The sequence below is a fragment of the Thalassotalea eurytherma genome (assembly GCF_030161415.1).
Lineage (GTDB): Bacteria > Pseudomonadota > Gammaproteobacteria > Enterobacterales > Alteromonadaceae > Thalassotalea_G > Thalassotalea_G eurytherma.
The window spans coordinates 22,488-38,553 of the sequence record NZ_BSSU01000013.1 but is presented as its reverse complement, the minus strand read 5'-3'; the positions used below and the strand labels follow the sequence as shown (position 1 = coordinate 38,553).

Sequence of the window (16,066 nt, the reverse complement as noted above, 5' to 3'; positions counted from 1 at the left end):
TCAGTGCTGCTATTGTCCGATGGCGCTAACAATTTTTATTTGTTTATCATCTGGAACCTCTTGATAAGAGATAACACGAAGACCTGGTATCGTGTACTTCACAAATTTAGCTAACACGGTTCTTAAGATGCCTGATGTTAGTAAAATTGGAGTATCTCCCGCCAATTCTTGCTGATGCGCGCCTTCTGTCAGCGACTTTTGCATTCTTTCTGCAAGACCTGGTTCAATGCCTGCGCCATCATCGCCAGCCATTTGCATTGACTGATGCAACATCTGTTCCAATTCAGGCGACAATGTTATGACAGGTATTTCGTTATTTGCACCAACCATATCCTGGACGATGAACTTGCGTAATAAAATACGTGCGGCAGCTGTTAGTACATCAGGGTCTTGGCTCTTCACGCCATACTCTACAAGAGTCTGCGCAATTGAGCGCATATCTCGAACAGCAACACCTTCGTTCATTAAATTTTGTAGCACTTTAACAATGGTGCCTAGCGGCAGGATATCTGGTACTAGCCCCTCGACCAATTTAGGGTAGCTCTTCGCTAACATGTCCAATAGGTTTTGAACTTCTTCATGGCCAAGTAGCTGAGCCGCATTATTGGTTAGAATTTGACTTAAGTGTGTTGCTAATACTGTTGTAGCATCAACAACGGTGTAGCCAAGTGACTGGGCATGTTCACGTTGATCTTGTTTGATCCAAACGGCATCTAAGCCAAACGCAGGGTCTTTTGTTTCAATGCCTTCCAATTTGCCAAAAACTTGACCCGGATTAATCGCTAGCTCGTGATCATGACGTATTTCTGCTTCACCAACATTAACGCCCATTAAGGTGATTTGATAACTATTAGGGTCTAAATCTAAATTGTCACGAATATGCACCGCAGGTACTAAGAAGCCAAATTCTTGAGATAGCTTTTTGCGCACCCCTTTAATGCGATTTAACAACTCACCACCTTGGTTTTTATCAACCAAAGGAATTAATCGATAGCCAATTTCTAGCCCAATAACGTCCACATGATTAACGTCATCCCAGCCGAGTTCTTTTACTTCATCAGCTTTTTGCGCTTCGTCTGTTTGTAATTTTGTTTTATCTTCTTCGTCTTTAGCTATCTTAGCCGCTTTATATTTACTACTAAAAAAGGCTGTCGCTGCAATCATGGCTGCAAATAACAAGAAGGCAAAGTGTGGCATACCTGGCACAACACCCATAACAAACATGACGGCTGCTGCAATATATAAGCTGCGCTCTTGACCTAGTTGCGAGCTCATTTGCTCGCCCATATCTTGAGAGGTATTTTGACGCGTAACAACAATTGCCGTAGCAACAGAAAGTAACAAGCCAGGAATTTGCGCCACTAATCCGTCACCAATAGTTAATAGCGTATATATTTCAACAGCTTGAGAAAACTCTAAGTCATGTTGAACCATACCGATTACCAAACCACCGATAATATTGATAAATAGGATCAAAATACCTGCAACCGCATCACCTTTTACGAACTTACTGGCACCATCCATTGAACCATAAAAGTCGGCTTCTGAAGTTACTTCATTACGGCGCTCCCTCGCTTGGTCTGCTGTGATAAATCCAGCGTTTAGATCAGCATCAATTGCCATCTGTTTACCCGGCATTGCGTCTAATGTAAACCGTGCTGTAACTTCTGAGATGCGTCCTGCACCTTTGGTGACAACGACAAAGTTAATAATAATGAGAATAAGAAATACAACTAAACCTACGGCATAATTACCACCAATAACCACTGAGCCAAAGGCTTCAATAACTTTACCTGCGGCATCAGGCCCTTGGTGACCTTCTAAGAGAACAACACGTGTACTTGCTACGTTAAGTGCTAAACGCAATATGGTTGCAATCAATAGCACTGAAGGGAATGAGCCAAACTCAAGCGGTTTTAGCGTATAAACTGTAATCAGTAAAACAATCAGCGCTAAGGCAATATTAAATGAGAATAGGATATCTAGCAGCGCAGCCGGCATAGGTAAAATAACCATACCTAGCGCAGCAATAATAAGTAAAGGCGTGCCTAGCCCCGAGATAAAGGACAATTTTTGTTTATCAAATCTGTTAAATTGAGCGAGTAATTGCATGTACAACTGTGATATTTTTTTGACTCTTAATTGTCAAATAGCAATATCTAGACCAGTTATCAAGGCAAGTAATTTACTTGATGTTTAATTAACCTAAACGGCAAGTAAATTAATATTTAAACTCATCAGGAATTGGCAGATCTTTCGCGACAGGAATTGGCTTTTTACTTTTGCCTTCACGGAAAAGGTTTAATTGAAAAACAAAGGCAAGTACCTGAGCTACCGCGGCAAAAAGCTGTTCAGGAATTTCATCATCGACTTCAGTGGTGTAATACAAACTTCTCGCTAGGGCTGGTGACTGAAGCACTTCAACACCGTTTTCTTTTGCAATCGTACGTATATGTATGGCCATTTCATCAATACCTTTGGCAATGACTGACGGTGCAGAGATACCGTTTTGATCGTATTTTACGGCGACTGAGTAATGGGTTGGGTTTGTAATAACAACATCAGCATTAGGAACTTCAGCCATTTGTCGTCGTTGAGACATTTCATATTGAAGACGACGAATACGCCCTTTTATTTCTGGGTTACCATCGGCATTTTTCATTTCATCTTTGACTTCTTGTTTTGTCATTTTCAATTGACGCGTATGATTCCACTTTTGATAGGGAGCATCAATTGCCGCAATAATTATCAAAGACATCGATAATGCGATGAACATCCATAACAGCATATTAACTGCATGGCCAAAGTTACCAGGACTAATTTCTAAACTAAGGTGTAGTATTTCCTCAAAAAGCCCGGTTAATAGAAAATAGGCCACGACAACAACCACTAAGAACTTAAGCAACGACTTGATAAACTCGACAAGCGCTTGCAGGCCAAACATTCGCTTAAAGCCTGCGATAGGTGACATTTTATTAAGTTTTGGCCCCGCTGCTTCCCAAGAAAAACTCATACCACCTAATATCGTATTACCAATAAAAGCGGCAATAATGATGATAAAGAAAATCCATAACATAGGTGTCATGATGCTATAGACGGCGTCTGAGACTAAATCAAAAATTGCATTTACATCCAGCGCTTCTTCACGGGTTAGAGAAAACAAACGACTCATAATTGACTTTAAAGAAGTCACGAGCTGCTCGCCAACCAATAACATCGCCGATGCACTACCTAACAACACGAACATCGTGCCTAAATCTTTAGAGCGAGCAATTTGACCTTTTTTACGAGCATCAGCCAGCTTTTTGGGTGTCGGTTCTTCTGTGCGTTCGCCGCTATCACTTTCAGCCATTATGGTGCTCCACAGTCAATGAGGTAACAACTAAAATCAATAGCGCGTTGCCATTGTAATTCGAAGTGTACTAAGAAATTCCCCATCGTTAACCACATGATAATTAACCCTGCGGTCATCGTTATCGGAAAGCCAATAGCAAAGATATTAAGTTGCGGCGCCGCTCGAGTCATAATACCAAAAGAAAAGTTAATCAGTAGCATGGCAGTTAATGGCGCCAAGGCTAGCGACATTGCTGTGGCAAACATCCAACCGCCCCACTCGACAATTTCTCTAAATTTGACGACTTCAAAATCCCCTGAAGGAATCGGTATAGTGTCAAAACTAGCAACAACAAACTGCAGAAATGCCAAGTGACCGTCAAGCGCCCAAAACAATAAGGTAGTTAAAATCAGGAAAAACTGACCAACAGCAGGCACACTGGTTCCTGACGCTGGATCAACTAATGAAGCAAAGCCTAAACCCGTTTGCATCGCGATAATTTGGCCAGCCAATGTAAACGTATTGACTACCATCACCGTCATAAAACCAAGCATGACACCGATGATAATTTGCTCTGCAACGAGTAAGGTTGTCGCCAAGCTAAAGAGGTTATCTACACTAGCAGGTGGAATAGCAGGCATAACACATACCGTTACTGCTAATGACAGAAAGAGTTTTACTCGGGTTGGTGTTGTTTGTGCGCCTAAACCGATCATCGCCATCACTAAGGCTGAAATGCGGATCAAGGGCAGTAAAAAATCGGCCAGGTATTGATTAATAACTGACTCTGTATATTCCATTAGCTCACCACAGAAGGGATACTTGCAATGAGCCTAAAGGTGTAGTCCATCAGTTTTTGCACAAGCCAATGGCCACCAACGATCAGTGCTAACAAGGTGACAATTAGACGAGGTAAAAAACTTAGCGTTTGTTCATTAATTGACGTTGCGGCCTGGAAAACTGCGACCATTAAACCAACAAGCAAGCTCGGTACAATAACCGCGCTAACTAAAATAATGACGAGAAATAAGGCATCTCGAAGAATATCAACAAAGACTTCTGGGCTCATCAGGTTGCTCCCAATCCATAACTTGTTGCGATTGTACCGATCACTAAATTCCAACCATCAACTAACACGAACAGCATTAATTTAAACGGTAAAGATACGATCATTGGCGATAACATCATCATACCCATAGCCATCAAGATACTGGCTACCACGAGGTCGATAATCAAGAAAGGAATAAACAGAATAAAGCCGATTTGGAAAGCTGTTTTCAGCTCACTTATAATAAATGAAGGAATAATCACTGTCATTGGCAGGGTTTCAGGTTCACCTATATCTTCAATGCCTGCCATCGACGCAAGTGTGTTTAAATCTTTCAAACGCGTTTGAGCTAACATAAAGGCACGCAATGGCTCTTTACCTTTATCAATCGCTTCTACCGACGTTAGTTGATCATTTAAGTAGGGCTGAATGGCAATTTCATTCACCTGGTTGTAAACCGGTGTCATGATAAATAGCGTCAAGAATAGGGTTAAACCAAGAATAACCTGATTTGACGGCGTTTGCTGTAAACCAAAAGCTTGTCGTAATATTGCCATGATAACCACGATACGCGTAAATGAGGTCATCATAATGATCGCCGCTGGAATAAAACTCAGCGCCGTCATGAAGATTAATATTTGTAAAGTAACAGAGTATTCTTGCGAGCCATCTGGATTAGTGGATAACGTAAACGCAGGCAAAGATAAATCTTGTTGCGCTAAAGCAGAGCCGACAAAAGCAAAGAATAGGATCAATGACAGGAGAACTTTAGCGTGTATTTTCATAAGCGTTTATTGTTTTAATACATTCTTTTTAATTTGAGCCCAAGAATTAGTTAGTGATGTTGATGCTCCTTGATTGAGCTCTAAAGGTTCATCTAATGCGTCTAACTTCGTTATTTGGTGTGCGGTAACCCCTAACAACATTTGTTTTCCTGCAATCTCTACCACCACTAATTTTTCTTTTGTCGTTAAATGTAGTGTAGAGACCACCTTCATACCTGAGATATGCTGTTGATTATGTTGAAACTTCTTCAGCACTAATGCACAGACGATAATTAAACCTAACACCATAAACAAAGAAAGCAACATAGAAAAAGAATCCATGTTGCCAGCGACATTTTTGCCGACTTGTGTTTGTTCGGCTAGTGCTGTGGTCATGCTTGCGAGGTATATTAACGCTGCGGTGAAAAACTTCATTACTTAAGCTTTTTAATGCGTTCTACTTGGCTGATAACGTCAGTTAAGCGAATACCAAACTTATCGTTAACAACAACCACTTCACCATGGGCAATCAATGTACCATTGACAAGTACGTCTAGCGCTTCACCTGCAACACGATCTAACTCGACAACCGAGCCTTGGTTAAGCTGCAATAAGTTACGAATACTGATTTGGCTGCGGCCGACTTCCATCGAAATCGTTACCGGGATATCTAAAATAGTATCTAAGCGACGTTGCTCTTCAGCGCCTAATGGGCTAGCTGATGCATCTTCTTCAAGCTCTTCAAGTTCTACGCTTTCTGCTTCTGCGGCGGCTTGTTCATCCATTGCGTCAGCCCACATATCTAACCCGTCTTCATTTTCAGTGCTCATGTCACTAACCTCTTATATTAATACTCTAAATCGTCTTCTAACATATGGAGCTCAGCGTCACTGTCTAAGCGTTTACCACCTTTGGTTAGGATAGTTAGCTCAGACTTAACTGACTCAGGACGTTTAATTTTTTCTTGAATTTTCAATGCTAAATTATCGCGACTCTTCCCTAACTGCGCTCGGTAGGTCGGCAAATCTTCAATTAGCACGGTAATGTGATCTGGCATTTCAATTGGAATGATATCGCCAGCTTTTAATTGCTTCACTTGTGATAACGGAATATCAACTTCAATAAATTTAGTGGTAAGTTCTACTGGCACATCCATGATTTCATCACGCAGTGCCTTAGACCAACGCATATCGGTATCTTCTTTATCAGATTGAACACCTGCGTCTAACAATTCTCGAATAGGCTCTAACATTGAATATGGTAAAGCCACGTGGAAATCACCACCACCACCATCGAGTTCGATATGGAATGAGCTTATAACAACAACTTCTGTTGGGCTCACGATATTTGCCATTGACGGGTTAACTTCTGAATCTAAATATTCAAAAGAAACGTCCATCACTGGTGACCAGGCTTCTTTGTAATCTTCGAAAATCAATTTAAGCAACATCTGAATGATACGACGTTCAGTTGGCGTAAATTCACGACCTTCAATTTTCGCATGGTAACGACCGTCGCCGCCAAAAAAGTTATCAACAAGAATGAAAACCAAACGGGCTTCCATGGTGATCAAAGCCGTACCTTTTAACGGTCTAAATCGCACCATATTTAAGCTAGTAGGAACAAATAGGGTATGTACGTACTCACCAAACTTAATCATCTGAATACCGTTAATCGATACTTCAGCTGTACGTCTCATCATATTAAATAAGCTGATACGCATATGACGCGCGAAACGTTCGTTTACCATTTCCAGTGTTGGCATTCGGCCACGAACGATGCGATCTTGAGACGAAAAGTCATAATCGGACATACCCTCGGTATGTTCGACGTCCTCGACTATCTCTTCTTCTTCGACCTCATCAACGCCATGGAGTAGCGCGTCAATTTCGTCTTGCGATAATAAATCACTCACGTATTTGTCTCTTATTTAATACTACCTTTCGGTAGTTATTGCATTACAAAACCAGTAAATAGTACTTGTTCAACAACTTTGCCACCTGAAACTTCAACCATTACCTTCTGTACCTCAGATAAAGAAAGCTGTTTCAACGATGCTTTACCTGCACTTGTTGCTAAATCGTCAGCGTTAGCCATAGAGAAAACACCTAACAATGTACTTTCGATTAACGGTACATGTTTTTTAGCTTCTTCTTCATTTTCTGCGCCGCGAACAAGTAACTGCGCGCGAATTTCTACATAACGGTCACGAGAAGCGCCTGGCACATTGAACCTAAACGGTCTTGGCATAGGCACATAGAGTGCCGAGCCCGCTGCCCCTGTTGGAGTTTCTGCTGCTTCGGTAGGTTCACCGCTTGCTAACGCTGTATCAATTTCAGCTTGTGTTGGTTCTTCTTCATCACCACTCATAAAGAAAAATGCACCACCGCCAGCTACAGCTAAAAGCACAACAACGGCAATTATTATGATTAATTTCTTCTTTTTACCGCCGTCTTCTAATTCGAGTTCTTTTTCTTCATCAGCCATTGTTTACTCTCAAAAAAATATTGTATTACTTCTTTTGCCCACTATAGCGTTAAGCGTTCTTTAAGCCAAGATACCAAGCCTAGATTTATCGGTTTAAGCGAAGTAATCGATACCAACTGATTGCACATTAACCACTTGTCTATCATCTACTTGCCCTAAACTCTCTTCTGAGATGTTATCGTCAGCACCTGACGCACTAGAAAACTCGCCATCTTCATCTAGCGATTCATCATGTTGTGCGAATTGTTGCTGCACGTCAGTATCACCTAAATCAATACCAGACTCTTCAAGCATTTCACGTAATTTATTCATGTGCTGTTCAAGGGCATCTTTTGCTTGAGGCTGCTGAACCATAAAATTGACCATGGCTTGTTCGCCTTGCAAGTTTACTCTTACATGGACATTTCCTAATTCTGGTGGATCAAGTTGAATGTCAACCGATTGTAACTTCTGGCTGACCATCACCATGACTTTTTCTTTCATTTGTTGAGCAAAGTTCTTGTGATTAACATTAATAATCTCAGTCGCAACTTTTTCAACGTGCTTGGTTTGCTGTTGGCTCAACGTTTGAGATTCAATCACTTTGCTTTCATTTGACTCGGTAACTATTCTGCTAGTCATTGAATTGACTGAACGCGTTTCACCATCACTACGCGTTGTTGTATCAGCTTTTGCTTTAGCTAACGTCTCACTAATCGATTGACTAACTTGATTAAGCTCTTTATTTGATTGCAATGTAATTTCATCCGCTACCTCAGCATCAATTTGCTTGATGTCGTCAATTTGAAGGTCATTGTTGGCTTGTGTCGATTCATTAACAATTTTAGTGGTAGCAACATTTACCTGACGGACATCAGCTGTTTTAAATGGCGATAGTGAAGCATTTAGTTTAGACACTTTATCTAAAGGTAAATCAGTTTCTTGAATCGGTTCATCGATAGCAACTGCCTCAGCTTCTTTACCTAACGGCGTATTGACAGATGCAGGCTTAATTTCCGCAACCTTTGGTTGTTGCTGATTAGGCGCGCTTCGTTCTGATTGTTTGACGTTTTTTACGAGTTCAGGCGCTGCAGCAATCGTTTCTTTTAATATTTTTTCTTGTGCAGGCGTCAACTCATTGTCATTTTTTAGCTGCGCCAACGGTATTGCGCTGGCAGAACGTTGATTGTTGTTGGTATTAGGTAACACAGTTGTTTGCGGCTTATTATTGGCAGGTTGAGTAGCAGATAGCAGGTCATTACCCATTGGTTTAGTTTGTGGTGTCACTAACTCTTTAACGACATTTTTATTAACAGGTTTACTATCAATAAGGTTATCAACATCTAAAGTCTCTTGAATCACCTCGTCTGTTTTAGTCGTCACGTCCGCAACAACCCTATTATCATTAACTTGGAGATTTGTTTGAGCAATACGTTGAGAGGCGTTGGCTCGTGCCGACTCTTGATTACTATCAATAAGGTTATCAACATCTAAAGTCTCTTGAATCACCTCGTCTGTTTTAGTCCTCACGTCCGCAACAACCCTATTATCATTAACTTGGGGATTTGTTTGAGCAATACGTTGAGAGGCGTTGGCTCGTGCCGACTCTTGATTACCTAGCGCTTGCTTTATTTGTGAAGATAATGACTCACTGTTTTTGATTTCTTTCGGGGTCATTGAAGAATCTAACGATAACTCAGTTTGGTTTCGCTTTTGAGCGTCAACTGGTTGATTGGCTTGTTTATCAATCGCTTCATTCGTAGCCAATGATTGACTACTCACTTGCTTGTGTAAAATAGTTTCTGAACTAGTTGTTACAGGCACTTGCAATGCTTTAACTGGTCTTGATTCTGGAGCCAACTTATCTTGAATAAAGCTTTGGGAACTATCAAGCAATCGTAAAAGCTTTTCAGGCACAACTATATCATCAGATGTAGTAAATTGATTTTTATCAACGTTAATCTTCAGTTCAGTTCCAGTCGTTAGCTCATTAGAACTGTTAGCGAATAATTTTTTGTCACCACCGTTACGCGTATCAATTTCGTCTTCTGCCGAGATCCGTTGTTCATCTTTGGTCGAACTAAACATTTGAGCGTTTTCAGTTTTTGCTTCGCGCGCTACTTGATGTTCTTTATCGTTATCATGAGTTTTTTGAATTACGTCATCATTTGACGAGTTTGTTTTGTCGCTATCAGTTGTCTCCAGCTTCGATGACTGGGCTTGCTCTACTTCGTTGTCGGCCTCATTTTTATTGCCGTGATTCTTATTTGGGGAATGCTTATTTGCCTGTTCATGGGCGATCACTTGCCGTTCGAACTCTTTTGTAAACGCTTCATGCTGATGACTTAACGTATCGCCTTCCATAGCTATACCGCCTGAAACCTCAGGTAAAACGGGTAGTTCTAAAGAAATATTGATCGTTTGACTCATTCAAATTGTCTCTATATTTGCTTGCCGCATCACGACATTGCACGCGGTTATTTATAGATTAAGCAAAAGAAATACCAACTACGTATAATCAGCGTAACTTTCGTCTAACAAACTGCTGCGTAGCGATTTCATCAAACATTTTTTGTTCTAGTTTTTGTGCTTTTTGTTGTTGTTTGATTAGTAGCTTTTCTCTGAGAAGTTCAACTGCTTGAACTTTTTGTTGTTGTGCAAGCCATTGTTGCTTGCGCTGTTGCACTAAGGCTTTAGCCTGCTCTAAGGCTATTTTGACTTGTTCAGATGCATAATCGAGTTTTGAAACAAAGGCGTGGAAATGGCTATATGTTGCTGAATCAATACCAACTTCAGAACGCTCACTTAAACGTTTCATGTATTCAAGTCGGTAGTCACTAACGCTTTGTAAACGAACAATGTTTTGTTGGTAATCAGCTTCAGCCAGTTGAAGTTGATTAGCCGCTTGTTGCTCTCTATCTTTTTCAAACTTGTATAGTGTATTGAGTTGTTTAATCGACATTGGCTTTTCCAGTTACTAACCTTGTTGCTGGTTAGGTTGAGGCTGCCCTTGTTGAGCATGCGCTTGTGCTGCTGCGATAATCTCTTGCAATTGCCCTAAGCTTTGATCGTAAGGAATCACTTCTTTTATTTGCTGCTGTAAAAAGAAATTGATGACTGGCTGTAACTGAATCGCCTGGTCAATTCGAGGATCGCTCCCTACACTGTATGCGCCAATCGAAATTAAATCTTTATTTTGTTGATACAGCGAGTAATTTTGCTTAAGTGTGCGCGCGAGTTGCTGATGTTCTTCACTGGTAACCATTGGCATTACCCGTGATATTGAACCTTCGATATCGACAGCAGGATAATGACCTGCGTCTGCTAACTCTCTAGATAAGACAATGTGCCCATCAAGAATAGCTCGTGAGGCATCAGCGATAGGATCTTGCAAATCATCACCTTCTGTTAACACCGTATAGAAAGCCGTTATAGACCCCTGCCCTTCACCACCATTACCTGCACGTTCCACTAATTGAGGCAATTTCGAAAAAACTGAAGGTGGATAACCTTTGGTTGCTGGTGGTTCACCAACCGCCAGAGCAATTTCACGTTGGGCTTGTGCATATCGAGTAATTGAATCTAAAAGTAATAAAACATTGAGTCCCTGATCTCGAAAGTACTCACTAATTGCGACAGCGCTTTCACAACCTTTTAATCGCATCAACGGAGAGTTATCGGCTGGTGCTGCAACAACAACAGAGCGTTTTCTGCCTTCTTCACCGAGGATCTCTTCAATAAACTCTTTTACTTCTCGACCACGCTCTCCCACTAACCCTACGACAATAACATCTGCCGTTGTGCCACGCGTCATCATGCCAAGCAATACACTTTTACCAACACCTGAGCCAGCAAACAATCCCATGCGCTGACCTTTGCCGACGGTAATAAAACTATTAATTGAACGAACGCCAACATCAAGCGGCTCGGTAATAGCTCGGCGTGATAATGGGTTTAAAGGTGCCTGATTATAACTATAGTGTTCATCAACTTTGATTGGCCCCTTGCCATCTAATGGATTTCCAACACCGTCAATAACTCGGCCAAGTAAATTCATCGTTAGGGGTAATTGAGATTTTTGACTAACCGGCAGTACTCGAGCACCGGGAAGCACGCCTTGCAAGGATTGCTCAGGCATTAGATAGGTATGTTCACCGTCAAAACCAACGACTTCGGCAATTAATTCTCCCTGTGCCGTATCAACTAAACATTGGCTACCGACGGGGGCTTTAACACCAACGGCTTCTAACGTTAAACCAACCACACGAACCAGTCTGCCCGCCACCGAAACTTGGTGACCATGGACGAAATCCTGGCATTTTTCTAAACGCTGTTGTAATTGGCTAATATCTAGCATGACAAGGGATTGACTCTTTTCAAGCAAACACTACTGGTATAATGCTTCTTGCAAAAAGGAGTCCAATACTTCTTTAAGTCGTGCTTTTAACGTAAGGTCAATGTTAGAGGTTGCATTTTCGATTTGGCAGCCGCCTTGCTCAATATGCGGAGCAGGCAATAAACGCCAACCTTTATCTTGCAAAAACTCACCACCAAACTGCGCTTCAACAAGCTTCAAGTCGATTGGATTAAGATATATTTGGGTCTGGCTTTCTTGGCTTGGTAACGCCTTCATACCTTTATCAATGGCTTGATAAATAATATCGGGATTGATTGTACCCTCTTGTAGGGTTACCGCTTTCGTTAACTGTACAACCAGCTCTAACAATTGATGTTCAACATTTGTTGTGACTTTAGCCATCGGCTCATTGAGTTCTTCGACTAATAACGACCAATTATTTGCAAGTTGGTTAATTTGTTCTTCACCTTGAGAAAGGCCTTGCGCTAAGCCTTCTTCGTTACCACTGACAACACCTTCTTGGTGGCCTTGTGCTTTTCCTTCTTCATAACCACTAGCAAAACCTTCTTCTTTACCTTGGCTAAAGCCTTCTTCATAAGCAGCTTTACGAATTTCTTCAATATCTTCTGCTGTTAAAGGCGCCACCTCTTCTTCCTGATTATCTTCAGGTGGTTCATAACGCCAATTTTTCCTCAAGCCAAGGGCATTTTTTTCTGACTCATCAACTTCAACGGCCACATTGGGAACCCCCCAAGTTGTGGCTTCCTCATTGGTGAGTATTTGGCGCGTTGAAGGTTTCTGGGTTACTTTGGTCATTTATTTACTCTTAGGCTAGGCGACGAATTATAAGAATTCGTCGCCACCACCTGCGCCGCCTAACATAATCTCACCTGCGTCAGATAATCGACGGGCAATTGAAAGAATTTCTTTCTGTGCAGCTTCCACTTCACTAATACGTACAGGACCCATTGCTTCCAGATCGTCAGCAAGCATTTCTGCCGCACGTTTCGACATATTGCTAAGAATTTTATCTTTAAGTGCTTCGTCACAACCTTTGATCGCTTTCATCAGCGTATCTTGTTGAACTTCACGTAAAATAGCTTGAATACCACGATCATCAACATCAGCTAAGTTCTCAAATACAAACATTAAGTCTTGGATTTGCTGACTCATTTCTTCATCGTGCTCTCTAATTGCATCCATCAAGACACCTTCAACATTCGTATCAAGGTAGTTCATAATGTCTGCAGCAGCTTTCAAGCCGCCCATTTTGGCTGCTTGTGCGCCAGCTTGACCAGCAAACTGTTTCTCCATAATTTCATTCAACTCTTGTAGGGCTGCTGGTTGTACTTCTTCTAAATTGGCGATACGCATCATTAAGTCTAGACGAACTTTATCTGCAAATTGTCCTAAAATCTCGGCTGATTGTTCTGGCTCAAGGTAAGAAAGTACAATGGTTTGGATTTGCGGATGCTCATTTCTAATAATGTTAGCAACCTGCTTCGAGTCCATCCATTTCAGGGAATCTAGACCTTTGGCACCTGAACCCATGACGATTTGGTCAATAAGGTTACCGGCTTTATCTTCACCTAAGGCTGCAGTTAATGCTTTTCTAACGAACTCTTCAGATTGGAAACCAATCGTAGAGAAGTTTTGAATCTCGTTGATAAAGACTTTATGAACGGCAGTAATTTTTTCTTGCGTAAAATCTTGCATGCCCGCCATGATCATACCCACTTGTTGAACCTGTTTAGGCTCTAAGTGCTTTAAAATCTGCGCGGCATCTTCTTCTGACAAACTTAACAGTAAGATAGCCGCTTTTTCAGAGCCATCTAATTTGCTTACATCAAAGCCACCAGACATTGATAAAAGCTCTTGAGAAGCTTCAGGTGTTTGTGTATCACTCATCTTCCATCAACCAACTTTTAACAACTTGCGATGATAACTCAGGCTCATTGGCAACAAGTGCTCGAACGGCTTTAAGTACGTCTTCATCTCTATGCAAGTCTGGTAATTGTAAACTGCCATCAGGCGCGAATCCTACAGCATCTTCATCAAAGTCTGCTGTTAGCATATCCATCGTGTCATCACCTAAATCAACATGCGAATCAAGTGATTTCTCACCGTAATCATCAGGTGTTTGATCAGGGTACATTAATCGTTTCAACATTGGGCGAATAACGAAAATGATTAACGTCATAATCACTAAGCCCCCCATCACTAATTTAACTGTTTTGATGAACCAAGGTTGTTCGTAAATTGGTAATTCTACCTGCTCACCTAATTCGATACGTGAGAACGGAATTGTAACCACTTCTAAAATATCGCCACGTTGCAAATTAAAGCCAATACTACCTTGCAATAAGCGGCGAATATTTGCTAATTCCTGAACGCTACGAGGGTTCTGCGTTTGCGTGCCATCTTCGGCGGTTGACGAAAGGTAATCTAATGCAACCGAAACACTTACTCGACGCACAACACCGGTTTGCTGCTTGGTGTAACTAATTGATTCATCAAGTTCAAAATTCTTTGTAGATTCTTCGTGTTTACGACTTGGCATAACTTGTTTAGCACCACCGCCTGTCGCATTCTCTGGAATATCTGACTCAAGAGGAGGCTGATTGGTTAGCGCACCTGGAATACCTCCTAACGCGCCACCTATGGATGTATCTTCAACACGCATTTCACTGCGTAGCGCTGGCATATCAGGGTTGTAACGACGCTGAGTTTCTTCGGTATTGGTGAAATCCATGGTAACGTCAACTTGCGCGGTATAGTTACCTAAACCAACAACGGGAATTAAGATCGAATCTATTTTTTCCATGTATTGTTGTTCACGCTTGTCTTCGATTTCTAGCTCTTTACGTGAGCGAGAAGAAATAGAATCTTGTGAACCAGAATTAAGTAATCGGCCATTTTGATCTGTTACAGTTACGCGATTTGGACTTAAACTTTGCACGGCTGATGCGACAATATCAACAACAGAGTCGACTTCTTCTTCAGATAAAATTCGCCCACGTTGCATCGTTAATACAACCGTCGCTGAAGGGTTTTTAGCTTTACGGGCAAACACATTTTCGCGAGGAATTGCTAGTAGAACTTTCGCGCTCGCAATTGATTGTAATGCCTCAATGGTGCGGGCAAGTTGTTGTTCACGAGAGTGCTTTAATCGTTCGGTTTCAAGACGTTGACTAACGCCAAACCCCATGTCTTGCATAATAATATCAGTGCCAGCTTCTTTTTCTTTCGTTAAGCCTTCACGTGCCAACATCATTTTAACTTCTTGATACTGGTCTTCAGGTACTGAAATCGTGTTGTTTTCTTGACGATATTCAACCTTGCTAGCGTCAAGGAAGTCCATCGTTTTAATTAATTGCTCTGTCGGCTGTTTTGCTAAAAATCGGTACTCTGGCTCACTTGCCCAAATAAGGACAAAGACGGCGATAGCTAAACAAATAGCCAGCGCAAGAATAATGGTAATTTGACGCAACACATCAACATTACCCATCGCCGCAGAAAAACCTGATTTTTGTTCGCTTTCAACACTATTATCAGCATCGTTAGCAAGTAGATCAGTGCCAGCCTCAGCTGGCATCATGGTGGTAGAATTCGTATCAGACACTTTACTTCTCCGCTAGTCTAAACCGGCATGCTCATAATTTCTTTGTAGGCTTCTACAAACTTGTTACGAACTTGAACGGTGGCATCAAATGCAACGCTAGCTTTTTGTGCTGCAATCATTGTTTCGGCAAGCGTAACACTTTGATCGCCTAATTCAAACGCTGTTCGCTTATCGCCTGCTTCTTTTTGCACTTCATTAACTTTATTAACAGCATCTGATAACAAGTTGGCGAAGTTGCTTCCTGAGTTATTGACTTGGCTAACTTGGTTAACATCGGTATTCATTTGCGTAGGTAAGCGATTACCCGTTGCTTCAACGGCCATACTTTGCATTTGAGCATAAAGAGAATTGCCTTTGATATCCATAATGAACTCACTTGTGTCAATTATTTGTTTTAATAAACCTATAGCTGTACAAAGCAAGCATAATGCCAACGCATTACAAAAAACCACACGTTAGCAACACATTGATATAA

16 protein-coding genes are annotated in these 16,066 nt (G+C 41.4%); all 16 read right to left on the bottom strand.

The window, feature by feature from the left end:
- Nucleotides 1-9: 9 nt before the first annotated feature.
- Nucleotides 10-2,112 carry a flagellar biosynthesis protein FlhA gene (flhA, locus tag QQK02_RS13345; RefSeq protein ID WP_284208564.1) on the bottom strand — a complete coding sequence of 701 codons (2,103 nt, stop codon included), beginning with the start codon at nt 2,110-2,112 and terminating at the stop codon, nt 10-12.
- Nucleotides 2,113-2,221: 109 nt separating this feature from the next.
- Complete coding sequence (flhB, locus tag QQK02_RS13340; protein ID WP_284208563.1) at nt 2,222-3,352, bottom strand: flagellar biosynthesis protein FlhB; 1,131 nt, start codon at nt 3,350-3,352, stop codon at nt 2,222-2,224.
- Entirely contained in the window at nt 3,352-4,134 is a 783-nt protein-coding gene (gene fliR, locus QQK02_RS13335) for a flagellar biosynthetic protein FliR (RefSeq protein ID WP_284208562.1), read from the bottom strand. Before fliR ends, flhB begins: the two co-directional genes overlap by 1 nt.
- Nucleotides 4,134-4,403: a flagellar biosynthesis protein FliQ gene (fliQ, locus tag QQK02_RS13330; protein WP_284208561.1), complete on the bottom strand. Its 270-nt coding sequence runs from the start codon at nt 4,401-4,403 to the stop codon at nt 4,134-4,136. Before fliQ ends, fliR begins: the two co-directional genes overlap by 1 nt.
- Nucleotides 4,403-5,167 carry a flagellar type III secretion system pore protein FliP gene (fliP, locus tag QQK02_RS13325; protein ID WP_284208560.1) on the bottom strand — a complete coding sequence of 255 codons (765 nt, stop codon included), beginning with the start codon at nt 5,165-5,167 and terminating at the stop codon, nt 4,403-4,405. The genes fliQ and fliP overlap by 1 nt, the downstream gene beginning before the upstream one ends.
- Nucleotides 5,168-5,173: 6 nt before the next feature.
- Entirely contained in the window at nt 5,174-5,581 is a 408-nt protein-coding gene (gene fliO / locus QQK02_RS13320; RefSeq protein WP_284208559.1) for a flagellar biosynthetic protein FliO, read from the bottom strand.
- A complete protein-coding gene (gene fliN, locus QQK02_RS13315; RefSeq protein ID WP_284208558.1) occupies nt 5,581-5,976 on the bottom strand; it encodes a flagellar motor switch protein FliN in 396 nt (131 codons plus the stop codon). The genes fliO and fliN overlap by 1 nt, the downstream gene beginning before the upstream one ends.
- 17 nt (nt 5,977-5,993) lie before the next feature.
- Entirely contained in the window at nt 5,994-7,061 is a 1,068-nt protein-coding gene (gene fliM, locus QQK02_RS13310; RefSeq protein WP_284208557.1) for a flagellar motor switch protein FliM, read from the bottom strand.
- A 35-nt stretch (nt 7,062-7,096) separates the two neighbouring features.
- Nucleotides 7,097-7,633, bottom strand: a complete 537-nt coding sequence (gene fliL, locus QQK02_RS13305) for a flagellar basal body-associated protein FliL (protein WP_284208556.1) — start codon at nt 7,631-7,633, stop codon at nt 7,097-7,099.
- A gap of 93 nt (nt 7,634-7,726) precedes the next feature.
- Nucleotides 7,727-10,042, bottom strand: coding sequence for a flagellar hook-length control protein FliK (locus QQK02_RS13300; protein ID WP_284208555.1), 2,316 nt, complete (start codon nt 10,040-10,042; stop codon nt 7,727-7,729).
- An 88-nt stretch (nt 10,043-10,130) separates the two neighbouring features.
- Entirely contained in the window at nt 10,131-10,574 is a 444-nt protein-coding gene (gene fliJ, locus QQK02_RS13295; protein WP_284208554.1) for a flagellar export protein FliJ, read from the bottom strand.
- Between the two features lie 15 nt (nt 10,575-10,589).
- Complete coding sequence (fliI, locus tag QQK02_RS13290) at nt 10,590-11,969, bottom strand: flagellar protein export ATPase FliI (protein ID WP_284208553.1); 1,380 nt, start codon at nt 11,967-11,969, stop codon at nt 10,590-10,592.
- Between the two features lie 30 nt (nt 11,970-11,999).
- Nucleotides 12,000-12,785 (bottom strand): flagellar assembly protein FliH, encoded by a 786-nt coding sequence (gene fliH, locus QQK02_RS13285; protein WP_284208552.1) that lies wholly within the window; start codon nt 12,783-12,785, stop codon nt 12,000-12,002.
- Between the two features lie 27 nt (nt 12,786-12,812).
- Entirely contained in the window at nt 12,813-13,877 is a 1,065-nt protein-coding gene (gene fliG, locus QQK02_RS13280; protein WP_284208551.1) for a flagellar motor switch protein FliG, read from the bottom strand.
- On the bottom strand, nt 13,870-15,564 hold the full coding sequence (fliF, locus tag QQK02_RS13275; RefSeq protein ID WP_284208658.1) for a flagellar basal-body MS-ring/collar protein FliF: 1,695 nt from the start codon (nt 15,562-15,564) through the stop codon (nt 13,870-13,872). The genes fliG and fliF overlap by 8 nt, the downstream gene beginning before the upstream one ends.
- A 44-nt stretch (nt 15,565-15,608) precedes the next feature.
- Complete coding sequence (gene fliE, locus QQK02_RS13270; protein ID WP_284208550.1) at nt 15,609-15,956, bottom strand: flagellar hook-basal body complex protein FliE; 348 nt, start codon at nt 15,954-15,956, stop codon at nt 15,609-15,611.
- Nucleotides 15,957-16,066: the final 110 nt, after the last annotated feature.